The sequence below is a fragment of the Agathobacter ruminis genome (assembly GCF_002735305.1).
Taxonomy (GTDB): Bacteria; Bacillota; Clostridia; order Lachnospirales; family Lachnospiraceae; genus Roseburia; species Roseburia ruminis.
In genome coordinates, this window is sequence record NZ_PDYG01000006.1 from 35,021 (window position 1) to 60,990 (window position 25,970).

22 protein-coding genes and 1 other annotated feature are annotated in these 25,970 nt (G+C 41.9%); of the genes, 16 read left to right on the top strand and 6 right to left on the bottom strand.

The window, feature by feature from the left end:
• Positions 1-41: 41 nt before the first annotated feature.
• Complete coding sequence (gene leuS, locus CSX02_RS02105; RefSeq protein ID WP_099385454.1) at positions 42-2,456, top strand: leucine--tRNA ligase; 2,415 nt, start codon at positions 42-44, stop codon at positions 2,454-2,456.
• Positions 2,457-2,502: 46 nt separating this feature from the next.
• Here the strand turns inward: leuS and CSX02_RS02110 are convergent, their stop codons facing one another.
• Complete coding sequence (locus CSX02_RS02110) at positions 2,503-3,270, bottom strand: DUF6062 family protein (protein ID WP_189281287.1); 768 nt, start codon at positions 3,268-3,270, stop codon at positions 2,503-2,505.
• Positions 3,267-4,169: a LysR family transcriptional regulator gene (locus CSX02_RS02115; RefSeq protein WP_099385455.1), complete on the bottom strand. Its 903-nt coding sequence runs from the start codon at positions 4,167-4,169 to the stop codon at positions 3,267-3,269. Before CSX02_RS02115 ends, CSX02_RS02110 begins: the two co-directional genes overlap by 4 nt.
• Before the next feature lie 155 nt (positions 4,170-4,324).
• On the opposite strand from CSX02_RS02115, the gene leuC reads away from it, so the two are divergent.
• The gene (leuC, locus tag CSX02_RS02120) at positions 4,325-5,584 is read left to right on the top strand and encodes a 3-isopropylmalate dehydratase large subunit (RefSeq protein WP_031545521.1); all 1,260 of its coding nucleotides are present in this window, start codon (positions 4,325-4,327) and stop codon (positions 5,582-5,584) included.
• A 38-nt stretch (positions 5,585-5,622) separates the two neighbouring features.
• Positions 5,623-6,111: a 3-isopropylmalate dehydratase small subunit gene (leuD, locus tag CSX02_RS02125; protein ID WP_031545519.1), complete on the top strand. Its 489-nt coding sequence runs from the start codon at positions 5,623-5,625 to the stop codon at positions 6,109-6,111.
• Here the strand turns inward: leuD and CSX02_RS02130 are convergent.
• Positions 6,098-6,898, bottom strand: coding sequence for a hypothetical protein (locus tag CSX02_RS02130; RefSeq protein ID WP_099385456.1), 801 nt, complete (start codon positions 6,896-6,898; stop codon positions 6,098-6,100). The genes leuD and CSX02_RS02130 overlap by 14 nt on opposite strands.
• 111 nt (positions 6,899-7,009) lie before the next feature.
• Here CSX02_RS02130 and thrC point away from each other — a divergent pair, with 111 nt between their 5' ends.
• Complete coding sequence (thrC, locus tag CSX02_RS02135) at positions 7,010-8,506, top strand: threonine synthase (protein ID WP_099385457.1); 1,497 nt, start codon at positions 7,010-7,012, stop codon at positions 8,504-8,506.
• A gap of 33 nt (positions 8,507-8,539) precedes the next feature.
• Here thrC and CSX02_RS02140 read toward each other — a convergent pair whose 3' ends face one another.
• Together CSX02_RS02140 and CSX02_RS02145 are read right to left on the bottom strand one after the other, a co-directional pair.
• Entirely contained in the window at positions 8,540-9,355 is an 816-nt protein-coding gene (locus CSX02_RS02140) for a chemotaxis protein CheX (RefSeq protein ID WP_242970397.1), read from the bottom strand.
• Positions 9,356-9,430: 75 nt separating this feature from the next.
• Positions 9,431-9,808 carry a response regulator gene (locus CSX02_RS02145; protein WP_099385459.1) on the bottom strand — a complete coding sequence of 126 codons (378 nt, stop codon included), beginning with the start codon at positions 9,806-9,808 and terminating at the stop codon, positions 9,431-9,433.
• A gap of 132 nt (positions 9,809-9,940) precedes the next feature.
• Here CSX02_RS02145 and CSX02_RS02150 point away from each other — a divergent pair, with 132 nt between their 5' ends.
• From CSX02_RS02150 to aroA, 6 genes are all read left to right on the top strand, one after another.
• The gene (locus CSX02_RS02150; protein ID WP_099385460.1) at positions 9,941-10,285 is read left to right on the top strand and encodes a hypothetical protein; all 345 of its coding nucleotides are present in this window, start codon (positions 9,941-9,943) and stop codon (positions 10,283-10,285) included.
• Positions 10,286-10,627: 342 nt separating this feature from the next.
• Positions 10,628-10,859, top strand: a binding site (T-box leader).
• 56 nt (positions 10,860-10,915) lie between these two features.
• A complete protein-coding gene (pheS, locus tag CSX02_RS02160) occupies positions 10,916-11,938 on the top strand; it encodes a phenylalanine--tRNA ligase subunit alpha (protein WP_031545508.1) in 1,023 nt (340 codons plus the stop codon).
• Between the two features lie 23 nt (positions 11,939-11,961).
• The gene (pheT, locus tag CSX02_RS02165; protein ID WP_099385461.1) at positions 11,962-14,382 is read left to right on the top strand and encodes a phenylalanine--tRNA ligase subunit beta; all 2,421 of its coding nucleotides are present in this window, start codon (positions 11,962-11,964) and stop codon (positions 14,380-14,382) included.
• A 14-nt stretch (positions 14,383-14,396) separates the two neighbouring features.
• On the top strand, positions 14,397-15,434 hold the full coding sequence (gene queA / locus CSX02_RS02170; protein ID WP_031545504.1) for a tRNA preQ1(34) S-adenosylmethionine ribosyltransferase-isomerase QueA: 1,038 nt from the start codon (positions 14,397-14,399) through the stop codon (positions 15,432-15,434).
• An 80-nt stretch (positions 15,435-15,514) separates the two neighbouring features.
• Complete coding sequence (locus CSX02_RS02175; protein WP_031545502.1) at positions 15,515-15,853, top strand: PilZ domain-containing protein; 339 nt, start codon at positions 15,515-15,517, stop codon at positions 15,851-15,853.
• A gap of 67 nt (positions 15,854-15,920) precedes the next feature.
• The gene (gene aroA, locus CSX02_RS02180) at positions 15,921-17,150 is read left to right on the top strand and encodes a 3-phosphoshikimate 1-carboxyvinyltransferase (protein WP_099385462.1); all 1,230 of its coding nucleotides are present in this window, start codon (positions 15,921-15,923) and stop codon (positions 17,148-17,150) included.
• A gap of 9 nt (positions 17,151-17,159) precedes the next feature.
• Here the strand turns inward: aroA and CSX02_RS02185 are convergent, their stop codons facing one another.
• A complete protein-coding gene (locus tag CSX02_RS02185; protein WP_099385463.1) occupies positions 17,160-18,257 on the bottom strand; it encodes a prephenate dehydrogenase in 1,098 nt (365 codons plus the stop codon).
• Positions 18,258-18,429: 172 nt separating this feature from the next.
• Between CSX02_RS02185 and CSX02_RS02190 the strand changes: the two genes are divergently transcribed.
• From CSX02_RS02190 to CSX02_RS02215, 6 genes are all read left to right on the top strand, one after another.
• Positions 18,430-20,520, top strand: coding sequence for an elongation factor G (locus CSX02_RS02190; RefSeq protein ID WP_031545496.1), 2,091 nt, complete (start codon positions 18,430-18,432; stop codon positions 20,518-20,520).
• Positions 20,507-21,787: an InlB B-repeat-containing protein gene (locus tag CSX02_RS02195; RefSeq protein ID WP_099385464.1), complete on the top strand. Its 1,281-nt coding sequence runs from the start codon at positions 20,507-20,509 to the stop codon at positions 21,785-21,787. Before CSX02_RS02190 ends, CSX02_RS02195 begins: the two co-directional genes overlap by 14 nt.
• A gap of 73 nt (positions 21,788-21,860) precedes the next feature.
• Positions 21,861-23,072, top strand: coding sequence for an NADP-dependent isocitrate dehydrogenase (locus tag CSX02_RS02200; RefSeq protein WP_099385465.1), 1,212 nt, complete (start codon positions 21,861-21,863; stop codon positions 23,070-23,072).
• Between the two features lie 74 nt (positions 23,073-23,146).
• A complete protein-coding gene (locus tag CSX02_RS02205) occupies positions 23,147-23,797 on the top strand; it encodes a redox-sensing transcriptional repressor Rex (protein WP_031545490.1) in 651 nt (216 codons plus the stop codon).
• Between the two features lie 35 nt (positions 23,798-23,832).
• Positions 23,833-24,462, top strand: a complete 630-nt coding sequence (locus tag CSX02_RS02210; RefSeq protein WP_099385466.1) for a hypothetical protein — start codon at positions 23,833-23,835, stop codon at positions 24,460-24,462.
• Positions 24,459-25,952: an NAD(P)H-hydrate dehydratase gene (locus tag CSX02_RS02215; RefSeq protein WP_099385467.1), complete on the top strand. Its 1,494-nt coding sequence runs from the start codon at positions 24,459-24,461 to the stop codon at positions 25,950-25,952. Before CSX02_RS02210 ends, CSX02_RS02215 begins: the two co-directional genes overlap by 4 nt.
• Positions 25,953-25,970 lie beyond the last annotated feature (18 nt).

Genomic DNA, 25,970 nt, shown 5'->3' on the forward strand with positions numbered 1-25,970 from the left:
GTGTATTAAAAAAATAGAAATTGGAATAAAGAGGAACCAATATGGCAGAAGTTTATAATCACAAAGCAATTGAACAGAAATGGCAGAAATATTGGGAGGAACATGAGACATTCAAGACAGATGTCTGGGATTTCTCAAAGCCAAAATATTATGCGCTTGATATGTTCCCATACCCATCCGGTGTCGGTCTTCATGCCGGTCATCCGGAAGGATATACAGCAACTGATATTATGTCAAGAATGAAGAGAATGCAGGGATATAATGTCCTTCATCCGATGGGATATGATTCATTCGGTCTTCCGGCTGAGCAGTATGCCGTTACCACCGGAAATCACCCAAACGGTTTTACACAGGAAAATATCAAGACTTTCTCAAAACAGTTAAAAGAGCTTGGCTTTGATTATGACTGGTCAAAGATGATTGCCACCAGTGATCCGAGCTTTTATAAATGGACACAGTGGATTTTCAAGAAATTATATGAGGCAGGCTATGCAAAGCACATTGACATGCCGGTAAACTGGTGTGAGGAACTTGGAACCGTATTGTCCAATGACGAAGTCATTGACGGTAAGTCTGAGCGCGGAGGATATCCTGTTGTACGCAAGAATATGAAGCAGTGGGTAATTGACCAGCCTGCTTTTGCAGAGAAACTGCTCGAAGGATTAAATGAAATCGACTGGCCGGAATCAACCAAGGAGATGCAGCGCAACTGGATTGGCAAGAGCACCGGTGTGGAAGTGGATTTTGATATTGTCGGTGGAGGAAAGTTCTCTATCTTTACCACCTGTATCGAGACCATTTACGGTATTACCTTTATGGTTCTTGCTCCGGATGGAGAAATTGTTCAGAGTCTGATGGATCGCGTCGAGAACAAAGAGGAAGTACAGGCTTATATCAATGAGACTTTAAAGAAGAGTGATATGGACCGTACAGAATTGAATAAGACCAAATCAGGCTGCTGCCTGAAGGGCATTTATGCCATCAATCCGGTCAACGGTAAGGAAGTGCCGGTATTCATCGGTGATTTCGTACTTGCAAGTTACGGAACAGGTGCGGTTATGGCTGTACCAAGTCATGATCAGCGTGACTTTGAATATGCAATCGCACACAAGATTGACATGATTCAGGTAATCGACGGAAGAGATGTCTCTGAATGTGCATTTGAAAAGCAGGATTATCTCGGAAAAGGTTGCAAACTGATCAATTCCGAGGAATTTAGCGGACTTACGGTAGAAGAGGCAAAAGAAGCCATCACCGTCAAGCTTGAGAAACAGGGCGTTGCCAGAAGAAAAGTAAATTATAAATTCCGTGAGTGGATTTTTGCGCGTCAGAGATATTGGGGAGAACCGGTTCCTTGCGTATATAAGGAAGACGGCTCCATCTATTTCCTTCCGGATGAGGAGCTTCCGTTGATTCTTCCGGAACTCGAAGATTATAAGGGAAAGAACGGAAAAGCACCGCTTGAGAATGCGACTGAGTGGAAAGAGTATCATCAGAATGGTGTAGACGGTATTCGTGAAACGTCAACCATGCCTGGTTCTGCCGGATCATCATGGTATTACATGCGCTATATCGATCCGAATAATGAAAACGAATTCGCAAATCAGGAATTGTTGAAGCACTGGCTTCCGGTAGATCTCTATGTCGGAGGACCGGAGCATGCTGTCGGACATTTGATGTATGCAAGAATCTGGAACAGATTCCTGTATGACAATGGCCTTTCTCCTGTCAAAGAACCATTCAAAAAACTGGTTCACCAGGGTATGATTCTTGGATCCAACGGTATTAAAATGGGTAAGAGATTCCCGGAATTTGTTGTCAATCCAAGTGATGTAGTCGAAGAATACGGTGCAGATACCCTTCGTCTTTATGAGATGTTTATGGGACCACTTGAGGTTTCTAAACCATGGAATGACAATAATGTACAGGGCGCAAAGCGTTTTATTACCCGTGTTTGGAATTTCTTTACGGTTGCAGAGAATCTGACCGATACCGATGACGGAGCTTTGACCAAGATTTACAATCAGACTGTTAAAAAAGTAACGGATGATTTTGAATCCCTTGGTTACAATACCGCAATCAGTCAGATGATGATTTTTGTCAATGAAGTTTATAAAGTCGGCAAATGCCCAAGAGCGTATGCAGAAGGCCTGATTAAAATGCTTTCTTGCGTATGCCCGCATGTCGGAGAAGAAATCTGGCAGATTATGGGACACAATGAGACCATTGCATATGAGTCATGGCCGACATATGATGCTTCCGCTTTGGTGGATGATACGGTTGAAATTGCCGTACAGGTAAACGGAAAAGTCCGTGCAACCATTTCCATTGCAAAGGATGCACAGAAAGATGATGTTCTTGCTGTTGCAAAAGAAGCATTGAAAGACAAACTCACCGGAAATATTATCAAAGAGATTTATGTACCGGGCAAGATTGTAAATATTGTTGCAAAATAAAAGAAAAGCAAATAAAAAAGAGCGGTTGCACAACCGCTCTTTTTGCTTATTTTTTGATGACATGAGGAGCAAGAGAAGGATCTGACCCTTTTAACTTTTGCATACCTCTTTGTACGGCATCTTTGGAAGTTTTCCAGTCCGCATCTTTGTTCTGATAATCAAATTTTTCGATGAACCAGGCGATATCTTCATAGACACGCTTGAGATTGTCCTGCTCAAGCGGCAGAATCATATCGTAGAATTCCTGTTTTTGTTTCTCATTCAAGTGAATATCCGCATAAGCCAGAAGCGTTTTAAAGTGGCTTAAACAGAAGCCCTTTGTCTGTCCTACCAGGGTGCGGAAATCAGCATCTTTCTGATACATGGCAAAAAAGGTTTTCATATATGCATCGAATGTCCGGTCGACCATTTTGCAGATGAAGCAGGATTCCTCCGTATGTGTAATCCAGTCAATGATTGCATTGTCAGTGGATAATTCTTTATTCTTTTTGAATAAGCCTTTGGTTGAGCCTGAAGCCGGTTTGAAATGCTTCATGGTTTTTTCAAATTCTTCCATGCGACGTAAATACATGGTCTTTAGAATCCAGGCATTGCCAAGCGCATTCCCGTAGTCATACATTTTCTTGAAATGGCTCCGGCAAAAGCCTTCCCTGTCGGTCATATCGCGGACGTCTGCCTCCATATATGAGGCGCCGTGACCGAGAACAAAATCCATTGCATGTTCTTCCGTTTTGCGCTCCATATAGCAAAACGGGCATTCGCCGGCATTGGCCATGGCATCATTGATTGGGATGGTATGTAACTGTTCTTTCATTTTAAAATTCCTTTTTCTTTATAAAACCGAATAAAGCTGGAGAGCGCTTTGGTTGGTGTTTTGGTCGGCTTGTATGCAAAGCCGACTTCGCGTTTGTACATCGGGGCAGCAAGCGGGATCTCGACCAAAGAATGATCCTTTAATTCATCGGCGACAAACTGTTTGATGACTGCGGAGACACCGAGTCCGATTTTTGCAAATTCAATGACCAGATCCAGACTTGAAATTTCGATGGATTCCGATACTTCGATATCCTGTTCTTTTAAATAATTATCGATATACTGGCGGGTCATATTGTTTGAATCAAGCAAAATCAGATTCGCATGACTTAAGATTTCGTCATCATTAATATTACGCATCTTTAAATTTTTTAAATAATCACCGTTTGCCACAAAGATATCTTCGATTTCCTCGATGGAATCAAAAATCAGATTGCGATTGGCAGACGGCTTGCCGATCAGTCCGATATCAATTTGACTTTCATCAAGCAATTTTAAAGTCTCATTGGTTGACTGACACTGGATGGAAATATTGATATGCGGATTCTCATGCACGAATTCCTCGAGATAAGGCAACAGGATATATTTGCAGAGAGTGGAGCTGACACCAATCTTGATTTTTCCGAGCCCGAGATCAATGGATTCACGCAATTTTAATTCGCCCTCATTGAGTGAAGTGAAAGCGGAACGCACATGATCATATAAAATCTGGCCTTCATAGGTCAGCAATACACCGCGGGAACTTCTGGTAAACAATTTGCAGTTTAAGGAGTCCTCGAGTTTTTGGATGGATTTGGAAATTGCCGGTTGACTGATAAAAAGCTCTTTGGCAGCACGGGAAATATTTCCTGCTTTGGCAACGGTATAAAAAATATAATAGGATGATAAATTTTGTGTCATATTCCACCTCCGTTTTTTTGATATTATAACATAATATTATGTTATGATAAATATGTTTATTATGTATTGTTTTTATGAAATGACATGTGATAACATGAATTTGTCTAAATCTATCATCTTTTAATTTACATTAATATTACTAGGAGGAACAAATAATGGGAATGACAATGACCCAGAAGATTCTGGCTGCACATGCAGGACTCGAAAGTGTAAAAGCAGGACAACTGATTATGGCAGACCTTGATTTGGTTTTGGGAAATGATATTACTTCTCCGGTTGCAATTCATGAAATTGAAAAAATGAAAGTCGAAGGGGTGTTCCACAAGGATAAAATCGCACTTGTAATGGATCATTTTGCACCGAATAAAGATATTAAGTCTGCGCAGCATTGCAAATGCGTGCGCGAGTTTGCCTGCAAGAATGAAATCACAAATTATTTTGATGTCGGACAAATGGGAATTGAACACGCATTATTGCCGGAACAGGGACTGACTGTCGCCGGTGATGTGATTATCGGTGCGGATTCGCATACCTGTACCTATGGCGCACTCGGCGCGTTCTCGACCGGTGTCGGAAGTACGGATATGGCTGCAGGAATGGCAACAGGTCAGGCGTGGTTTAAGGTTCCGAGTGCAATTAAATTTGTACTCAAAAATAAGCCTGCCAAGTGGGTCAGCGGAAAAGATATTATTTTACATATTATCGGAATGATTGGCGTGGACGGTGCATTGTATCGCTCCATGGAATTTGTCGGAGACGGCATTGCGTATCTTTCGATGGATGATCGTTTTACAATTGCAAATATGGCAATTGAAGCCGGTGGAAAGAATGGAATTTTCCCGGTGGACGATCTGACCAGAGAATATATGAAAGAGCATTCCAAGAGACCGTTTGTGGAATATGAGGCGGATGAAGATGCAGAATATGATGAAGAATATGTCATCGATCTGTCACAGCTGAAACCGACGGTGGCTTTCCCGCATCTTCCTGAAAATACCCGTACCATTGATGAGGTGGGCGATGTTACCATTGATCAGGTTGTCATTGGTTCATGTACCAATGGAAGAATGGATGATTTGAGAATCGCAGCGGATATTTTGCGCGGCAAAAAAGTGGCAAAAAATGTTCGTACGATCGTGATTCCTGCAACACAAAAGATTTATCTGCAGGCGATGGAAGAGGGATTGCTGAAAGATTTCATTGAAGCCGGTGCGATTGTGAGTACACCGACTTGCGGTCCTTGCCTGGGTGGATATATGGGAGTACTGGCAGAAAACGAACGCTGTGTTTCCACGACCAACCGTAATTTTGTCGGCCGTATGGGACATGTTGATTCAGAGGTATATCTTGCAAGCCCTGCAGTGGCAGCGGCCAGTGCGATTACCGGCAAAATTTCCGGACCGGATGAATTATAATCATACGAATCATTCTATTTCATAAGGAGGATATGACAATGAAAGACGCACATGGTCATGTGTTTAAATATGGAGACAATGTGGATACGGATGTAATTATTCCTGCCAGATATTTGAATTCTTCAGATCCGAAGGAACTGGCAACCCATTGTATGGAAGATATTGACCCTGATTTTGTCAATCGCGTACAGGCGGGAGACATTATTGTGGCAACCAAGAATTTCGGATGCGGTTCTTCGCGTGAACATGCACCGATTTCAATCAAAGCTTCCGGTGTTTCCTGTGTAATTGCAGATACATTTGCCCGTATTTTTTACCGGAATGCCATCAATATCGGACTGCCGATTATCGAATGCCCTGAGGCAGCTGCAAATATTTCGGCGGGAGATGAGGTGACAGTCAATTTTGACACCGGTGTGATTACCAATATCACAACCAATGAAACCTATCAGGGACAGGCTTTCCCTGAATTTATGCAGAAAATCATTGATTGTGAGGGTTTGGTCAATTATATCAATCAGAAATAATTGATTGCAGATAAGACAGAAATTTCGGGCGAAGCTTGATGGAGTCATATACTTTTTGATATGCTTCGCCTGAATAGCTTTCGATATAGTTTTTCGGGTAGTCTTTGGTAATGCCGGCATCCTTGGCCAAATCAATGGCTTTGTTGTAAGCGATGGCGGCTTTTTCCTGTGAGGAGTAGATCCCAACGACATGATTGCCTTTGATATGCAATACGGTTTTATATTTGTAATTCGGACCTTCTCCCTGGCGTGTGACGCCAAAATACGGATTGATGACAATGACATTGGAATAGCGCAAATCCGTATCGTCCCCGTTGGCAAAATCATAATCGCGTCCGAGTACGGCATGTGGTTTGATCCCATAGCGGCTTAAAATGGTGATTTGCATACCGTAATCGTTGACAAACAGATGTCCTTTGCGTTGCATAATGGTTTTGTTGGAATAATAAAACAAATCATCAATGTCGAATTTCAATTCTTTTTGAATCGACAGATAATAACTGAAATAATTGCGCCTGAGATAGACAGGCGTGGCGACATACATATGATTGTCGCGGAAATTACATAAACTTACGATTTTTTCAAATGGAAGATAGCGCGTCATAAAAAATGCGTTTTCGATAGATAAGTCACTTTTTAACAATTGATCTGCATGATGATAGGCATGACTTGCCTCAGCCTCGGTTTCGTAACTGCCAAGACTGATATGTTTGTTTTGATAGGTGATGCTTGCTCGGTAATAGAGCGTACCGTCTTTTCTGTATGCTTTATATACTCCGGGTAACATTGAAGACTCCTTAAACAAATTTCTTAATATAGTATATCATTCTTGCTTTTTGATTGACAGTGCAAAACGATTCCGATAATATATTTCAGAGATAGAAAGGTAGGTAATCTGATGAGCGTATTATATTCAAGTACTAGATCTGACAGCAAGAAACTGACTGCTTCACAGGCAATCCTTCAGGGATTGGCTGAAGATGGCGGTTTATTTGTCCCTGACCATATTCCGGCTTTGGAAAAAAGTATGGAAGAACTCGCCAAGCTTTCTTATCAGGAGACAGCATATGAGGTGATGAAATTATTCCTTTCGGACTTTACGGAAGAAGAATTGAAAAATTGTATTGCAAAAGCATATGACCAAAAATTCGACACCGAAGAAATCGCACCTTTGGTTTACGCGGATGATGCTTATTATCTGGAATTATTCCATGGTGCAACCATCGCATTTAAGGATATGGCTTTATCGATTCTTCCGCATCTGATGATTACTTCTGCACGGAAAAATCAGATTAAGAATGATATTGTGATTCTTACAGCCACTTCCGGAGATACGGGAAAAGCAGCGCTTGCTGGTTTTGCAGACGTGGAAGGAACCAGAATCGTAGTATTTTATCCAAAACATGGTGTCAGCCCGATTCAGGAAAAGCAGATGGTAACCCAGAAGGGAGCCAACACTTGCGTAGTCGGAATTGAAGGTAATTTCGATCAGGCGCAAACCGGCGTGAAGCAGATGTTTAATGACGCACAGCTCAAAGAACAGCTGGATGCCGCAGGATTCCAGTTCTCCTCCGCAAATTCGATTAATATCGGCCGTCTTGTACCACAGGTGGTTTATTATGTATATGCTTATGCCAAATTATTTGAAAATGGCAAGATTCAGAAAGATGAGCCAATCAATGTTGTGGTTCCGACAGGAAACTTTGGTAATATTCTGGCTGCTTTTTACGCAAAAAATATGGGTGTGCCGATTGCTAAATTGATCTGTGCATCAAACGAGAATAAGGTATTGTATGACTTCTTTGAGAGCGGATGTTATGACCGCAACCGTGATTTCATTTTAACCAATTCTCCATCCATGGATATTTTGATCAGCTCAAATCTGGAGCGTCTGATTTATCGTATTTGCGGCAATGATACCGCAGCAAATGCAGAATTTATGAAATCGCTTTCAGAAAACGGAAAATATCAGATTACCGATGAAATGAAAGCACAGCTGAAGGACTTCTACGGAAATTATACGGATGAAGCCGGCACAAAGCAGGAAATCAGGGATGTATATGAGAAAACCGGATATATCCTTGATACCCATACCGCTGTAGCAAGCAGTGTATATCGTAAATATCGCAAGGATACCGATGATAAGACTGTGACTGTGATTGCTTCGACGGCCAGCCCGTTTAAATTTACAAGAAGCGTAATGGACGCAATCGACAGCGAAAAATATGCATCGATGAGCGATTTTGAACTGGTTGATGAATTGAGCAAAATTGGAAATGTTGCAATTCCGAATGCAATCGAGGAGATTCGTACCGCACCGGTTGTACATGATATTGTATGTGAAGTGGAAGAGATGCCGAAGGTGGTTAAGAAATTCCTTGGAATTAATGAATAATACAGAAAATGCCCTGCAAATGCAGGGCATTTTTTAATGTGATAATAATTCGATGATAAAATGAACAATTCCAAAGGAATATAATACCTGGAAATGATATGCTGAATGTTTGAAGTCAATAATCGGATCTTTGATGATTTCCGGTGGCGTAATGGACAATTCCACAGAAGCAAAATTGGATGCATTGACAATGAATAATCCATTATGTAGATTCAGGAAATCCTCCAAAGAGGCTTGTACATATTCGTCATATTCCATGAAACTGTCGCCCACATAGCGCGAAGCAAATGCAATTGCAGTTTCTTCGTCCATTGAAAGGAATGAGCGAATTTGATAATCCCCTTCAATTGATTGCGTAATGCAATAATCAACCGGGAAAGCTGTGATTGATTCCGCAGGTAATGGGGTGAAATCTTCACCGACGAAGCGGATAAAATCATTAAATAATAATTCAAAATAATTTTTGCTCTCAGATGTGATGTTCGGTTCACTGCAAAAAAGATTGTCAATCAGATGCGTGATGACTTCATGATTGTCGGAATTAATTTCCAAATCGATGATTTCATTTTCGGAACGATAATCTGCAATGATATTTTCCAGATCTGCATGCGAAAGAATGCCATCGTCCACCAGAATCTGTCCCAGAAGTAAAAAATCAGGACTTTGTTCGCGCAAGAGCGTCATGACCTGTTCTTCTGTAAGAAAACCGTTTTCAACAGCAATTTCGCCGAATTTGCGACCTAAATGAGTTTGTGCAATGATGACTTCTTCAACTTCCTGAGCGGTCATATATCCTTTGCTGATTGCAAGCGTACCAAGTCGCATGCGGGCATCGGACTCTCGTTTCATGGCATCAAAAAGTTGCTCTTGCGTAACATAATTATGTGCCAAGAGATAGTTGCCAAAAAATTGAGTATACATATATTATCTCCCTTTTATACGCTTCGTAATGGTCTCAATTACTTGATCCTTTTCGATTGGCTTTTGGATAAATTCTTTTGCACCGGCTTCAAGTGCACTCTTTAATTGAGATTTGGTGCCGATGGAAGAGCAGATAATAATAAAAGCATCCGGATTGATTTTCATGATTTCCTCAATTGCAGCATTCCCGGTCATTTTTGGCATAACAATGTCAAGGAACACAATGTCCGGACGATGCTTGCGATACTTTTCCACGCAATCAGCCCCGTCAACCGCTTCAATAAAAGTAGGATTGCCGATGGTAAGAATAATATCTTTTAATTGTTTGCGTGCTAAAATGGAATCATCTGTAATTAAAATTTTGCAAGTATTAATATCCATATGATTTACCTCGTTCATTTATATTCATATTTTACATGAAACACTATTTGATTTCAACGATTTTTGTCGGATTTGCAATGACAAGAAATTAAAAATATAGTATGATAAGTAATAATATATGGAGGTGCTTTTATGAATTCAATTTATATTATTGATTTCTGTATTTTGGCTGCCGCAATCTATCTTTTGGTGGTTGGAATCGGAATGAAAAAGAGCGGAAAAATTCATAAATCAGTTATGGGAGAGGAACTGATTAAAAATTGTGTGGACGAGAAAGCATTTATCGATGCAATTTATCCGTGGATGATTGTCTTTTCCATCGCATCGCTGATAGCTGGTATTGCCGGTTTCCTTTTGGATTATTTTAAGGTGATATCATGGGCAAATTATCCGACACTGGGACTGTTTTTAATTGTATTTTTTTTGTTCATTTTCCAGTATCGACGTGCGTTAAAGAAATATTTCAAGGATATGTAATCACAAAAACAGGAAGTGTCGTTGTCAAAGGTCTTGAAGAAAAGTTGGATGAAAGGTATAATAAAGGTACCTGGAGTGCACGATAACTCTTGCTATTTAGAACCTACATCTACTTTTCATGGGATTCTTAAATTGCTTCATTAATGTCATGCCCCCCTGGGCTGGCCATGCCGACTTGTCGGAGCCGTCAGCCACCGTACGACAGGCTAGGGGACGGCAGAGGTGTAAGTTGCGGTTACCCACCTGGCTATGCGCTAGGAGTCTAAATCGCGAGAACCGGCACTTCCGGGATTTTTTGACTTTTTTTACTTGCTGTGGTATTATAGCAAAAGTTTCATAAATATAAAGGCAATGAATGTGTTCAGTAGATGATCAACACCGCTTCCAGAGAGAGAAAATCACCGGCTGTAAATTTTCTTATTCAGGATGAACATTGAATTTCGCACAGGAGCTGCATGGGTGAACAAAAGATTAGTCCATGCCGTATGATGCGCGTTAAGCAAAACCGAGTGTCCGTATTCCATGAATACGGGAATCAGGGTGGTATCGCGGAACAGACAGTTTCGTCCCTTATTATGCAGATAAGGTGACGGAGCTTTTTTTATTTTCAGAAAAAAGAGGAGAAAGACAATGAAAGAGAAACTGCAACAGATTAAAGAAAAAGCAATTGCAGCAATTGAAGCAACAGACGGACTGGAAAAATTAAATGATGTTCGTATGGCTGTACTCGGCAAAACCGGTGAATTGACTGCTGTATTAAAGGGCATGAAAGATGTGGCCCCGGAAGACAGACCGAAAGTGGGACAGCTTGTCAATGAGACAAGAGAAGCCATTGAAGCATTGCTTGAAGAAAAAAAGGTAAAATTCGAAGAGGAAGCACTTAAAAAGCGTTATGAATCAGAGAAAATCGATGTTACAATGCCTTCTTCCAAGCATACGCATGGCAATTTGCATCCAATCACACAGGTGAAAAATCAGTTGACCGATATTTTCGGCTCAATGGGATTTGAAGTATATGAAGGAACGGAAATCGAGACGGATTATTATAATTTCACTGCTTTAAATACTCCGCAGGATCATCCGGCGCGTGATATGCAGGATACATTCTATCTGTCTCCGGAGTTTTTGCTTCGTACACAGACTTCTGCTGGTCAGATTCATGTTATGGAAAATCAGAAGCCACCGATTAAAATCATTTCTCCGGGAAAGGTATTCCGTTCCGATGATGATGCAACCCATTCACCAATGTTCTCTCAGATGGAGGGACTGGTCGTGGACAAAGGTATCACACTTTGCGATTTGAAGGGTATGCTGGATGAATTCGTACAGGAAGTATTCGGAAAAGGTACTACAACACGTTTGAGACCTTCTTATTTCCCGTTTACCGAGCCATCCGTAGAAGTTGATGTCAGCTGCTTCCAGTGCGGCGGAAAAGGCTGCAAACTCTGCAAGGGAACAGGATGGATTGAAGTGCTCGGAGCCGGTGTAGTCAACAAAAAGGTACTGGAAGGCTGCGGCATTGATACGGACATCTACAGTGGATTTGCATTTGGTATCGGCGTTGAGCGTATTGCAATGCTCAAGTACGGAATCAATAATATCAAATTGTTATTTGAATCCGATATGCGTGTATTAAAGCAGATTGACGACTAGAAATTGGGAAAGGAGATACCATTATGTTAGCACCACTGAGCTGGTTAAAAGAATATGTAGATATTGATGTCACTCCACAGGAGTTGGAAGATAAATTATTTTCATGCGGATTTGAGGTAGAAGAGCGATATGAAGTCGGCAAAGATATCTCAAAGGTCGTAGTAGGTTATGTCAAGGAGTGTGAACCGATTCCGGATACCCATTTGCATTTGTGCAAAGTGGATGCGGGAGAAGCAGGAATCCTCCAGATTTGCTGCGGCGCAGATAACGTGAAAGCCGGCGGCAAATATCCGCTTGCATTAATCGGAGCAACGGTTTATGCGACAGCAAAAGATCATGTAACCATCGAAGGCGTGATGGAAATCGGACAGGGCAAATTGCGCGGCTATGATTCTTTCGGAATGCTTTGTTCCGGAGTAGAACTTGGCTTAAATGAGGATCTTTACCCGGGAGCAGGATACAACGGTCTTTTGGTATTGCCTGAGGACGCACCGATCGGAGCGGATGTGAAGCCGATTCTTGGTCTGGATGATCAGATTTATGATATTGCAATTACGGCAAACCGTCCGGATTGCCAGAGCATTTACGGTATCGCAAGAGAAGTTGCTGCCGTATTGTGCAAGGAATTAAAAGCACCTTCTTTGGATTTTACACCGAAGGATACAATGAAAGATGATTTTTCGGTATCGGTAGAAGCGACGGATTTGTGTCCGCGTTATTCGGCACATTATGTATATGATGTCAAGATTGGACCTTCACCGGCATGGATGAGACGTCGTCTGGCACTGACCGGAATTTCTTCGATTTCCAATATTGTCGATATCACCAATTATGTATTAAAAGAATTTGGTCAGCCGATGCATGCGTTTGATTATCGCTTTATCGAAGGCAATCAAATTTGTGTTCGCCGTGCAAAAGAAGGCGAGAAAATCGTGACACTCGACGAGAAGGAATTTGAATTAAATGATCAGAATCTGATTATCTGCGACGGCAAAAAGCCTGTTGCTTTGGCCGGAATCATGGGTGGCTTAAATTCCGAAATCAAAGATGATACGACTGAGGTAATGTTTGAGGCTGCAAAATTTGCCAGAGACAATATCCGCAAGTCATCCCGTGCCCTTGGACAGGCATCGGATTCCAGCGCTTTATATGCAAAGGGCGTTTACGAATATACAACCGTGATGGCGATGAAGCGTGCGCTTCATTTGATCGAAGAGCTGGGCTGCGGAACCGTTTCGGCTTCCCATTTTGAACAGAATACCGGCAACTCCGTTGAGCCGACCGAGATGAAAGTGTCGATTAATAAAGTCAATGGCGTATTGGGAATTACCGTACCGAATGAGGATATTGTCCGAATTCTTACCAACCTGAATATGGCTCCGGTAATCAACGGCGATGAACTGACTTTACAGATCCCGGCATATCGTGAAGATATGGAAGATTATCCGGATGTTGCGGAAGAAGTAATCCGTATGTATGGATATGATCATGTCAAATCTACTTTCATGCCTACCGCGCAGGTAACCATGGGTGGATTGAATCTGCGTCAGAAGAGTGAATTAAAGATCAAACGTGCACTCTGTGCTGCAGGTGCTTATGAAGGTATGCATTATTCTTTCTTCTCCCCAAGTGACCTGGATCTCCTTCGTTTGCCGGAGAATGCGAAAGAGCGCAATGCGATTCAGCTGATCAATCCAATCAATATTGATTTGTCTTTGATGAGAACCACACTGGCACCGGAAATGCTCCGTGCAATGGCTGGAAACCAGAAAAAAGGAATCACGGAAGGACGCATTTTTGAACTTGGCAATATCTTCATTCCAAAGTCTCTTCCGTTGACCGAATATCCGGATGAGAGAGAAACTATCTGCATCGGTGTGTTTGGAAAAGAAGAGAATTTCTTTACCATCAAGGGACTTGGTGATGTAGTTGCCGATACACTTGGTGTGAAATTTGATTATGAAGCAGGCACAAAGACATTCCTTCATCCATATCAGACAGCAATTGTTTCCTGCGATGGGGAAACGGTTGGTTATGTCGGAAAAGTATCCTACGAAGTGGCCGATGAGCTGAATATGACCGTGGATTCTTTTGTGATGGAACTTGACCTTCGTGTTCTTTCGAAGTATTATGGTAAGCCACAGGTATTTGTACCAATTTCAAAATTTGATGAAGAAAAGAGAGATTTCGCTTTTGTTGTAGATAAGAATACAACCTGTGCAGAAGTAGAAAAACGAATCTATGCTGCATGCGATTATGTCACCTCTGTTACACTGTTCGATGTTTATGAAGGAAGTCAGCTTCCGGATGACAAGAAGAGTATGGCATTTTCGGTTGTATTTACTCCGAGAGATGAAAAATTGAAAGGCAAAAAGGTGGAAGGCTTTGTTGAGACCATCTTAAATGACTTAAAAGAAAATCTCGGGGCAACACTCAGAGCGTAATAGCAGGCAAAAAAATGGATGTAAAAGATTTTTATTATGATTTACCACAGGAACTGATTGCGCAGGATCCGCTTGAGGACAGAAGCTCTTCAAGACTGATGGTATTAAACCGGACAACAGGTGCGGTAACACATAAGATTTTTTCGGATATCATTGATTATTTAAATCCGGGTGACTGTCTGGTTTTAAATAATACAAAAGTCATTCCGGCCCGTCTTTTTGGCGTAAAAGAAGAAACAGGAGCTCATGTTGAGGTTCTGTTGCTGAAGCGCAAAGAGAACGACAACTGGGAATGTCTTGTCCGTCCGGGCAAAAAATTAAAGCCGGGCGCCAAGGTGATTTTTGGTGACGGACTGCTGCACGGTGAGATTACCGATGTGCTTGAAGAAGGAAATCGTGAAATTCATTTTACTTATGAAGGCATTTTTGAGGAAATTCTCGACCAGCTTGGCCAGATGCCGCTTCCGCCATATATCACGCATGAACTCAAAGATAAAAATCGTTATCAGACCGTTTATGCGAAATATGACGGCTCAGCTGCCGCACCGACGGCCGGACTTCATTTTACAAAAGAACTGCTGCAGAAAGTAAAAGACAAAGGGGTTTTGATTGCTGAGGTTACTTTGCATGTAGGATTGGGTACATTCAGACCGGTAAAGGTGGAGAATGTACTCGACCACCATATGCATTCGGAATATTATCAGATCACGCAAGAGGCCGCGGATTTGATCAACCAGACCAAGGCAAACGGACACCGTGTCATTTCTGTTGGAACCACAAGCACCCGAACATTGGAATCTGCCGCGGATGAAAATGGTTTCCTGAAGGCAACCAGCGGATGGACCCAGATTTTTATCTATCCGGGTTATCAGTTTAAGGTGATTGACTGCCTGATCACCAATTTCCATTTGCCGGAGTCTACGTTAGTCATGCTTGTTTCAGCACTTGCGGGAAGAGAACATGTATTGGCTGCCTACGAAGAGGCGGTGAAAGAACGCTATCGTTTCTTCAGTTTCGGAGATGCCATGTTTATCACGGATGACGAAAAATAAACTTGTAAAAATATGCTCCTTGTAATATGATGATATTAGTTAAATCGGGTTGTTATATCACAGGACAGGAGATTTTTACAATGGAAGAAAAAAGAAAGCACAAACGCTTAGACTTGGATGTCTCAGTTCAATTGGAAAGATTGGATGAGGATGGGGTTACTACATTAAAGTATGTGCATGTGAATGTCACAGATATTTCCCGCAGCGGTCTTGGATTCCGTGCGAATCAGAAGCTTGAAGTCGGCACTTATTATGATACCAAGATTCAGATTTGGACAAAAGAAGTTGTCGATGCGGTAATTGAGATCGTTCGTGGAGAAGAAAGAGACGGTGAATATCATTATGGTGCCATCTTTATCGGCATGACAGATACGGATGCATTAAAGATTGATATTTATCAGATTTTCAATGATTTATAAAATTTAGAACATGTTTTTCAAAGGCCTGCAGTTTGCGGGCCTTTTTTCTTACGATGAGGAGAATTTTATGAAAGCAAATCAACTCGAACTTTATCCGGTCAGACCGGTTACAAACCCACATGAAATTCATGCACAGGTGCCGGGATCGAAGAGCATTACTAATCGTGCCTTGCTTCTGGCTGCGATGGCGGACGGGAAAACCTGTCTGCATTCTGTTCTGTTTTCCGATGATTCGCGTGTGTTCATGCAGGCTCTGCTGGATTTGGGTTTTGAAGTGGATATTGATGAAACAAATGCATGTGTGACAATCACCGGACTTGGCGGTCGTATTCCAAAGGAATGTGCAGAGGTATATGTCGGTAGTGCCGGAACTGCAGCACGCTTTCTGACTGCTTTTCTGGGGCTGTCAATCGGTCGATATCGCATGACCTGTTCCGAACAGATGCAAAAACGCCCGATGAAAGAACTGCTTGGTGCACTCGAAGAAATCGGCGTCCGAATCGAATATGAGCAGGAACCGTATCATTTTCCGTTTACAATCGGGATGGGGCGTCTGCGTACAAACAGCACGACGGTCTGCATAGACAAGAGCAGCCAGTTTTTGAGTGCTCTTTTGATTGCAAAACCGCTTTTGCCGCCAGCCTTTGAAATCCATATTACCGGAACGCATGGTATGAAATATGTCGAAATTACCGAAAAAATGATTGCGGATTTTCATACCGGCGATTATATCATTGAGCCGGATGTGTCGGCAGCATGCTATTTTTATGCGATGGGAGCGATTCTCGGACAAAAGAGCATAGTGGCAAATGTACATTTTGACAGTATGCAGGGAGATCTTGCTTTTTTACATGTTTTAGAGAAAATGGGATGTCAGTTGAGAGAGACGGAAGAAGGCATTGAACTGATTCCGGGCAAACAGTTGCACGGAGGCAGTTTTGATTTCAGTGAATTTTCGGATCAGGCTTTAACCATGGCAGCGATTGCAGTATTTGCAGATTCCGATGTCCAAATCGAAGGCGTCGATCATATTCGGATGCAGGAGTGCGACCGGATCAATGCGATTTTGTGTAATTTAAAAGAAATGGGAATTGAGGCTGCCGAATCTGATGGCGTGATTACAATTCATCCGTCCAAACCGCATGCGGCGCAGATTCAGACGTTTGACGATCATCGTGTGGCAATGGCATTTACGATGCCGGGGCTGATCATAGATGGGATTATCATTGAAAATCCGATGTGCTGTCGCAAGACATTCGAGAATTATTTCGAATGCCTTGAACAGGATTTGTACTAAGTTTGATTATTAGCGGACATGAATGACAAAATTATGTCCTTTGAGCAATAAGATTGCGCGTTCTTTGGCTTGTTCTTCGTAAAATTCAATGCGCAGAACACCTTCTTCGAATTCACGGTTGTGAATGATTCCGATATTTTTGATATTGACCTGATGATAGGCAAGAATGGTTGCGATATTGGCAATTTTTCCGGCTTCATCATTCAGGTCAAGGAAAATTTCATGGACCATACTCTTGCCCGGCTTGCCCGGCAGATTCAGCGAATCACGATAATTTTTGGCATTTTCAAAATAATCGGTGATTTCTTTGGCATCATAATGAACCATCTTTTCCTTCAAATCATTAAAAAAGGCAATATATTCATCCATTAAACGAATAATCTGACTGCGGTTGGTGCTTGCGATGCTTTCCCACATGGCCGGACTTGAAGCGGCGACGCGGGTCATATCACGAAAACTGCCTGCAGCAATGGTGCGCATAATTTCATCATCGTCATCAATGGACTCCACAAAATTGGCCAGCGAAAAAGCAATCATGTGCGGCAAATGACTGATTGCCGCAGTGGCGCGATCATGTTTTTGGCTGTCAAGCACGAGTGGAATTGAACCAAATGAACGTACCATTTCCACATATTGCTGTACATGAACCGGAGCGGTCTGCTCGGTAGGTGTAATGATATAATATGCATTTTCCAAAAAGAGCGGATTGGCATAGGCGATTCCTGTTTTTTCCGATCCTGTCATAGGATGTCCGCCGATGAACTGCCTGTTTAACCCCAGCTCGTTTACTTTTTCATGAATGGTTGCTTTGGTACTTCCGACATCAGTGATGATACAGTCCGGTTGGATGACCGGTTTGAGCTTTGTCAGATATTCAATATTTTTTTCGACCGGGGCACATAAAAAAATCAAGTCACAGGATGCAAACCGATCAATGGAGAGCAGACTGTCATTTTCAATGATCCCCATTTTATGCGCTGTCTCTATGGTAGACTGACTGTGAGCGGTTGCAATGATCTGTGCATTGGGATGCAATTCTTTTAATTTCATGGCGATGGATCCGCCGATCAGACCGAGTCCGATGAATCCAATTTTATCGAGTTTCATAATTCTTTTCTGTATTCCTTTTACTTGTTACATTCATAAATTACAATAAATTTATTTTATAGTATTTCCGGCAAAAAGAATATATGGTAAATTTGCATAAATCTATTGTAAAATCATTCGTTAATTAGTAGAATATAACCATACTAAAATTTTATACGGGAGGATTTTTACCATGAATGTTTACACAACCGACAAGATTCGTAATGTTGTACTCTTGGGACACGGAAGCTGCGGCAAGACATCGCTTGCAGAGGCAATGGCCTATCTGGCAGGAATGACAAACCGCATGGGAACAATTGCTGATAAGAATACCATCAGCGATTTTGACAAAGAAGAGCAGAAACGTCAGTTTTCTATTTTTGCTTCCGTCCTTCCTATTCCTTGGGGAGAGTACAAAATCAATATTCTCGACACTCCGGGATATTTTGATTTCGTAGGAGAGGTGGAAGAAGCGGTTTCGGTCGCAGATGCTGCCATTATTGTTGTTTCAGGCAAGAGCGGAATTGAAACGGGGACAAAAAAAGCCTGGGAATTATGTGATAAATACAAACTCCCTCGTATGATTTTTGTAACGGAGATGGATATTGACAATGCAAGCTACAGACAGGTCGTAGAAGATTTGCAGAACCTGTATGGCAAGAAGATTGCTCCATTCCATCTGCCGATTCGTGAAAACCAGGAATTTGTCGGATATGTAAATGTAATCCAGCAAAAAGCAAAGAAATGGAATGCATCCGGAAGCGTGGACAAATTTGAAGTTCCGGACTATTCTCTTGATAATCTGAAATTATGTCGTGAAGCTTTATTGGAAGCTGTGGCTGAGACCAGTGAGGAATTTATGGACCGCTATTTTAACGGCGACGAATTCTCGGATGATGAGATTCGTTCCGCACTGCGCCTGAATGTTCTTGACGGATCGATTGTTCCGGTTCTGATGGGCTCAAATACGCTTGCACGCGGAATGTATACATTGATGGCGGATATCGTGAAATATTTCCCTTCTCCGGAAAAAGTAGAATGTGCGGGAATTGATACGAAGACCAATGAAGTTTTTGAAGCCAATTATGATTTCTCAAAACCAAAGTCAGCATATGTATTTAAGACCATTGTGGATCCGTTCATCGGAAAATATTCTCTGATCAAAGTGAATTCAGGTGTCATCAAGACAGATGATGTCCTTTACAATTATCATCGTGATACGGAAGAAAAGCTTGGCCATATCTATGTGATGTGCGGTGGCAAAGCAGAAGAGGTTTCGGAATTGCATGCCGGAGATATCGGCGCATTGCAGAAACTCAGCAAGACATTGACAACAGATACGCTTTCCACAAAAGCGCGTCCGGTCGCTTATTTGCGTACGAATCTTTCCAAGCCTTATGTATCGATGCGCTATAAAGCGGTCAACAAAGGCGATGAGGATAAGATTTCTCAGGCAATCCAAAAGATGATGATGGAGGATCTGACACTTCGTCATGAAAATGACAGTGAGAACGGACAGACGCTTCTATATGGCATGGGCGATCAGCATCTGGATGTTGTCAAATCCATCCTGCTTGACAAGTACAAAGTGGATATCGAATTGAAGCGCCCGAAGGTGGCATTCCGAGAAACCATAAAGCAGAAAGCGGATGTGGAATACAAATACAAGAAACAATCCGGTGGACATGGACAGTATGGTCATGTTAAGATGACATTCGAGCCGTCCGGCAATATGGAAGAGGCATATGAATTTGATCAATGTGTTGTCGGCGGTGCTGTACCGAAGAACTTCTTCCCGGCGGTAGAGAAAGGCATTGCAGAGGCGGTATTAAGCGGACCGCTTGCCGCATATCCTGTCATCGGTGTGAAGGCAGTTCTTTATGATGGTTCTTATCATCCGGTTGATTCTTCGGAAATGGCATTTAAAGTAGCTGCAAAAGGCGCATTTAAAGATGGATTTATGAAAGCGAAACCTGTATTGCTTGAGCCGATTGCGACATTAAAGGTCGTCGTTCCGGATCAGTATACCGGAGATATCATGGGCGATTTGAATAAGCGACGCGGACGTGTCATGGGTATGAATCCAACCGATAACGGTGCGCAGGAAATCGTTGCAGATATTCCATATATTGAATTATATGGTTATAATACGCAGCTTCGGTCAATGACCAGCGGCAGCGGAACCTTCTCATATGAGTTCTCCAGATATGAACAGGCTCCACCGGAAGTTGCAGACAAAGAAATTCAGGAAAGGGCAAACAAGATTGTTGATGCAGAAGAGTAGTATTATAAAATGCATACTGTTTGTGCTGATATTCTGGGGAGCGATTTTAATCGCTCCCCGTTCTTTACATGCAGAAGTACTCCCTGACGGACATCAGGGACATACGCATATTGTATATATCCTGTTTGGCGGTACCAATAATCCCTTTAATCAATCGGATTTTACCACAGATCAAGGGGAAATCTATTTGCGTGCACCTTACAAAAACGGATTTGCTTTCAAAGGCTGGTATCTGGACAGTCATTATACGCACAGAGTTCATTGGGTGGATACTTCTTCAGCAATGACACTGGTATTGTATGCCAGATGGGATGCCAATATTGATAATGTCGGGAATGTAATGCATTATCCTTATGAGGAAAAACTTTCATTTCTTTCCACTTCGGCAGATTATTATGCATTAAAGAATATGGATTATTATTTTCTTGAAGATTTAAATATTCCGGGTATGCCATCAACAAAAGAAAAAGATTTTATCAGTCGCATGATTTCAAGTACAGATCAATTACCGCAGGGATTCTGTTTTACGGAAAAATATGTTCTGATTACAGCCTATTCCACACAGGAAAATGCAATGGGTGAATTGATGGTATTTGACCGCGAAACCAATTCTTATCTTGTGACGCTTGCGATGGATCCAAAGAGCCATCTCGGAGGCGTTGCCTTTGATGGCTTAAATGTCTGGGTATGCAATTCCAAACGCATGACAATCGAGCGGATTTCGCTTGATTTTATCGATTTGATGGTAAATAAAAACAGAGGGGAAGTCGTTGATGCTTCCGCTGTGGTAGATTCGTATAAGGTCAGCAACAAACCATCCTGCATCAGTTTTTATGATGGCAGAATCTGGGTCGCCACACATAATATTTTGATGAACGGTAAACTGGTATCCTATTATTATGATGGGAATCGCAATACATTAAAGAAGATGGGAGGCTATACAATTCCGTCCAAAGTGCAGGGAATCGCATTTGACTCCTTCGGTCATGTCTATCTGAGTACTTCCTACGGTCGCAATTCTTCCTCCTATCTGAAAATCTATCAGTCGGTTGCGGATTTGTCGGCACAGCCAAACAGGCCTGTAGCGGAAGTGGAAATGCCACCGGGATCGGAAGAAATTGATATAGATCCGGAAAATGATATCCATATCGTTTTTGAAACTGCGGGAGAAAAGTATTATCTTGGCACTGACGGAAAGGGGATTGCGGAATACCCTTTGGATAAATTGCTGATTATTCCTAATATTTCCGAGCAAATTTTTCCTTGACGAAATCGCATGTGGCTTTTATACTTTAATTTAATGAACTAAAGCTGTAAATGCCGAGTGTGAAGGAGAAATTATGAACAAGATTACAATGAGCACCCCGTTGGTTGAGATGGATGGAGACGAGATGACCAGAATCCTCTGGCAGATGATCAAGGATGAGTTACTGTTTCCGTTTGTGGATTTAAAGACAGAATATTATGATCTTGGTTTGGAAGAGAGAAACCGCACCAATGATCAAGTGACTGTAGATTCAGCCAATGCAACAAAAAAATACGGTGTGGCAGTAAAATGTGCAACCATTACACCGAATGCTGCGCGTATGACAGAATATGATTTAAAAGAAATGTGGAAGAGCCCGAACGGCACGATCCGTGCAATGCTTGACGGAACCGTTTTCCGTGCTCCGATTGTCGTCAAAGGAATTGAACCGAATGTTAAAACATGGAAAAAACCAATTACCATTGCAAGGCATGCATATGGTGATGTATATAAGGCAACTGAGATGAAAATTCCGGCTGCCGGAAAAGCAGAACTTGTTTATACTGCTGCAGACGGAACGGAAACCAGAGAACTGATTCATGAGTTCAAGGGCGCCGGTGTGATTCAGGGACAGCATAATCTCTGCGATTCCATCGAAAGTTTTGCACACAGCTGCTTCAAATATGCACTCGATACCAAGCAGGATCTGTGGTTTGCAACCAAGGACACCATTTCCAAGAAATATGATCATACCTTCAAAGATATCTTCCAGGAAATCTTTGATCGTGAATATAAGGATGCTTTTGACAAGGCCGGAATTACATACTTTTATACCCTGATCGATGATGCGGTTGCCCGTGTAATGAAATCCGAAGGCGGCTATATCTGGGCATGTAAGAATTATGACGGCGATGTCATGAGCGATATGATCAGCTCGGCATTCGGCTCACTGGCCATGATGACTTCGGTATTGGTTTCACCGAACGGCTATTATGAATATGAGGCTGCACATGGTACGGTACAGCGCCATTATTATAAACATTTGAAAGGTGAAGAAACTTCAACCAACTCCGTAGCTACCATTTTTGCATGGACAGGAGCACTTCGCAAACGCGGCGAACTCGACGGTAATTCGGATTTGATGCGTTTCGCGGATGATTTGGAGCAGGCATGTATTGATACCATCGAATCCGGAAAGATGACAAAGGATCTTGCACTGATTACAACGATTGAAAATCCGACCGTATTAAACAGCCGTGATTTTATCCTTGCCATCAGAGAGAAACTGGAGCAAAATTATCGTTAATTATTTCACATTGACAGTCTGTGAATGTTTTTCTATAATAATATCCTGAAAAGATAATATGAAAAATCATAAATATGATTTTGGAGGATAGCGTTTTGGAAAAGGAAATTTCACAGGCTGTAATACGAAGAATGCCTCGTTATTACAGATACTTAGGTGAATTGCTAGATGAAGGCGTAGAGCGTATTTCATCCGGAGAGTTGAGTGAACGGATGTCTGTGACAGCTTCGCAGATTCGTCAGGATTTGAACAATTTCGGGGGATTTGGCCAGCAGGGATATGGATATAATGTCTCTTTTCTGTATGAGGAAATCGGTAAAATTTTGGGATTGGATCAGAATCATAATATTATCATCATCGGAGCCGGTAATTTGGGACAGGCCCTTGCCAATTATATGAAATTTGACCGTCTGGGCTTTCATACAATCGCCCTGTTTGATGTCAAAGAGGAGCTGATTGGCAAAAATATTCGAGGGATTGAAGTGCTTCATGTCAAAGAACTCGATCACTTTGTAAAGACACATGATGTTGATATTGCAGCATTGACGATGCCGAAATCCAGCGCGGATGATATTGCAAATCATCTTGTTTCACTGGGAATTCATGCAATTTGGAATTTTGCACATGTGGATTTGTCAATTGATGCAAAAGATGTTGTAGTCGAGAATGTACATTTGTCAGACAGTCTGATGCAATTATCATATAATATTGTAAAAAACAAATAATATCTTTGATTTTTTGCAGCGAAAAGGGATATGACATGAAAGATCAACAATTTTTCAAAAGTGTGATGGTTGGCAAGCATATTCCATTGCTGGTTTTGGATCAGAAATGGCATCGCCTGTATGCGATTCATGGGAAACCGGATCAAGTGAAAGAACTTGAAGCACAATTGAACGGATTGCTTGCCCGTCAGGGAAAATTAAATACGGATCTCAAAGAACTGAAAAAATTAAAAAATAATCTGATGTCAGATATCATGGATCATATGGAAGGGGCAGAAAATTCCATGGATGCATCTTCAAGAGAAAAGAAGATGGAGGACAATAAGCGCCTGATTGATGATATCAACGATCGCCTTGAACAATGCGAAGATGAATTACTTGAGATTCCGAATGAGATTGCGCATACAAATGATGCATTGATGCTCGAAACAATGGACTATTGTTATGATTTCCTGCGTGTAAATCAAAAAGAGGCAAAAGAAATCGATGACTGGATTCAGCAGATTCGCATTGATTTAAAGAAAAATATTATTCGGAAACAGAATAGAGAAATCAACAATAAAGAAATGTATTCTTATTTACATGATATTTTTGGCGCAGAAATCTTAGACATGTTTGACTTGAAAGAAGAATCCAAAGTCGAAGAGGAAGAGGCAAAAGAATGAAATATCTTGTGACCGGAATGGAAATGAAGCTTTTGGACGAAAATACAACAAAGCATTTTGGAGTTCCATCAGAGATTCTGATGGAGCAGGCCGCTTTGGTTTTTGTTCAGGAGCTTCTTTTGCAATATCCGGAATCGAAAAATATACTGATTGCATGTGGCGGTGGCAACAATGGCGGAGATGGTGTTGCAATCGCAAGACTGCTGAATCAAAAAAACAAAAATGCTACGGTATTGCTCTGTACAGAGAAAGAAGAAGGCTTGCTTAAGCAGCAATTGCAAACCTATCAAGCCTATCATTATCCGCTGGTTCGTCAAATAGATGATTTGCAGGACGAATCGTTTGATTTGATTCTGGACGGCTTGTTTGGAACAGGACTTTCCCGCAATATCGAAGGAAACTATTATACAATCATTGAACAATTGAATGCCATGCATGCGACAAAGGTGGCAATTGATATGCCTTCCGGCATTTCAGCGGAGGATGGTCATGTTCTTGGCATAGCATTTCATGCGGATGATACCTATACCTTTTCTTATGAAAAACTCGGACAATATCTGTATCCGGGAGCGGATTATTGCGGACGGATTCACTGTCTGGCAATCGGCATCACCGAGGAAAGTATTTTAGAGCGTAAACCGCGTGCAATGTATCTGGAAGATGAGGATATTCGACAGTTGTTGCCAAAACGCATTCCGGACGGACATAAAGGCACTTTTGGAAAACTGCTGGTGATTGCAGGAAGCGTCGACATGGCCGGAGCTGCTTATTTTGCTGCAAAGGCAGCATACAGGACCGGTGTCGGACTGGTCAAAATCTGTACGCCGCAGGAGAATCGCATGGCTTTGCAAACTTTGATTCCGGAAGCAATATTGCATACCTATGGCAAAACAATTGATAAGAATGTTTTTCTTGAAGATTTGAAATGGGCGGATGCCGTTTTAATTGGACCGGGAATCGGCCAAAGTGAGCAGGCGAAGCAGTTGTTGCAATGGACCAGAGCCGGTGTCATCGCACCGCTTGTGATGGATGCAGATGCGTTAAATCTGCTTTCCGAAAATACGGATGATTTGATTAATCCACATCTGGATGTCGTTGTAACACCGCATTTGGGAGAGATGTCCAGATTGTGTCAGATGCCGGTATCCTATATTGAATCGCATTTTTGTGAAAAGGCCTGTGAATTTGCTGATACCTATAATGTGGTATGCCACCTGAAATCGGCGCGTTCCATCACTGCCGTTCCATATGGCAATCATTATATTAATACGACCGGAAACAGTGGAATGGCGACCGCGGGCAGCGGCGATGTACTTGCAGGAATCATTGCGTCTCTGATTGCACAGGGTATGCCTTATGATCTTGCCAGTGCGGTAGGCGCCAGAATTCATGGCCAGGCCGGTGATGTCGCAGCACAAAAAGTCGGTAAATATGCACTGATGGCGTCCGATTTGCTGGATGGTCTTACAGAACTTGCGTATTTGCAATAAGTTTGTTATTATTTTCTT

What these genes read in the sequence shown, in the direction of transcription:
- leuS (WP_099385454.1), top strand. Translation starts at nt 42, where the DNA reads ATGGCAGAAGTTTATAATCACAAAGCAATTGAACAGAAATGGCAGAAA.
- CSX02_RS02110 (WP_189281287.1), bottom strand. Translation starts at nt 3,270, where the DNA reads ATGAAAGAACAGTTACATACCATCCCAATCAATGATGCCATGGCCAAT.
- CSX02_RS02115 (WP_099385455.1), bottom strand. Translation starts at nt 4,169, where the DNA reads ATGACACAAAATTTATCATCCTATTATATTTTTTATACCGTTGCCAAA.
- leuC (WP_031545521.1), top strand. Translation starts at nt 4,325, where the DNA reads ATGGGAATGACAATGACCCAGAAGATTCTGGCTGCACATGCAGGACTC.
- leuD (WP_031545519.1), top strand. Translation starts at nt 5,623, where the DNA reads ATGAAAGACGCACATGGTCATGTGTTTAAATATGGAGACAATGTGGAT.
- CSX02_RS02130 (WP_099385456.1), bottom strand. Translation starts at nt 6,898, where the DNA reads ATGTTACCCGGAGTATATAAAGCATACAGAAAAGACGGTACGCTCTAT.
- thrC (WP_099385457.1), top strand. Translation starts at nt 7,010, where the DNA reads ATGAGCGTATTATATTCAAGTACTAGATCTGACAGCAAGAAACTGACT.
- CSX02_RS02140 (WP_242970397.1), bottom strand. Translation starts at nt 9,355, where the DNA reads ATGAAACGAGAGTCCGATGCCCGCATGCGACTTGGTACGCTTGCAATC.
- CSX02_RS02145 (WP_099385459.1), bottom strand. Translation starts at nt 9,808, where the DNA reads ATGGATATTAATACTTGCAAAATTTTAATTACAGATGATTCCATTTTA.
- CSX02_RS02150 (WP_099385460.1), top strand. Translation starts at nt 9,941, where the DNA reads ATGAATTCAATTTATATTATTGATTTCTGTATTTTGGCTGCCGCAATC.
- pheS (WP_031545508.1), top strand. Translation starts at nt 10,916, where the DNA reads ATGAAAGAGAAACTGCAACAGATTAAAGAAAAAGCAATTGCAGCAATT.
- pheT (WP_099385461.1), top strand. Translation starts at nt 11,962, where the DNA reads ATGTTAGCACCACTGAGCTGGTTAAAAGAATATGTAGATATTGATGTC.
- queA (WP_031545504.1), top strand. Translation starts at nt 14,397, where the DNA reads ATGGATGTAAAAGATTTTTATTATGATTTACCACAGGAACTGATTGCG.
- CSX02_RS02175 (WP_031545502.1), top strand. Translation starts at nt 15,515, where the DNA reads ATGGAAGAAAAAAGAAAGCACAAACGCTTAGACTTGGATGTCTCAGTT.
- aroA (WP_099385462.1), top strand. Translation starts at nt 15,921, where the DNA reads ATGAAAGCAAATCAACTCGAACTTTATCCGGTCAGACCGGTTACAAAC.
- CSX02_RS02185 (WP_099385463.1), bottom strand. Translation starts at nt 18,257, where the DNA reads ATGAAACTCGATAAAATTGGATTCATCGGACTCGGTCTGATCGGCGGA.
- CSX02_RS02190 (WP_031545496.1), top strand. Translation starts at nt 18,430, where the DNA reads ATGAATGTTTACACAACCGACAAGATTCGTAATGTTGTACTCTTGGGA.
- CSX02_RS02195 (WP_099385464.1), top strand. Translation starts at nt 20,507, where the DNA reads ATGCAGAAGAGTAGTATTATAAAATGCATACTGTTTGTGCTGATATTC.
- CSX02_RS02200 (WP_099385465.1), top strand. Translation starts at nt 21,861, where the DNA reads ATGAACAAGATTACAATGAGCACCCCGTTGGTTGAGATGGATGGAGAC.
- CSX02_RS02205 (WP_031545490.1), top strand. Translation starts at nt 23,147, where the DNA reads ATGATTTTGGAGGATAGCGTTTTGGAAAAGGAAATTTCACAGGCTGTA.
- CSX02_RS02210 (WP_099385466.1), top strand. Translation starts at nt 23,833, where the DNA reads ATGAAAGATCAACAATTTTTCAAAAGTGTGATGGTTGGCAAGCATATT.
- CSX02_RS02215 (WP_099385467.1), top strand. Translation starts at nt 24,459, where the DNA reads ATGAAATATCTTGTGACCGGAATGGAAATGAAGCTTTTGGACGAAAAT.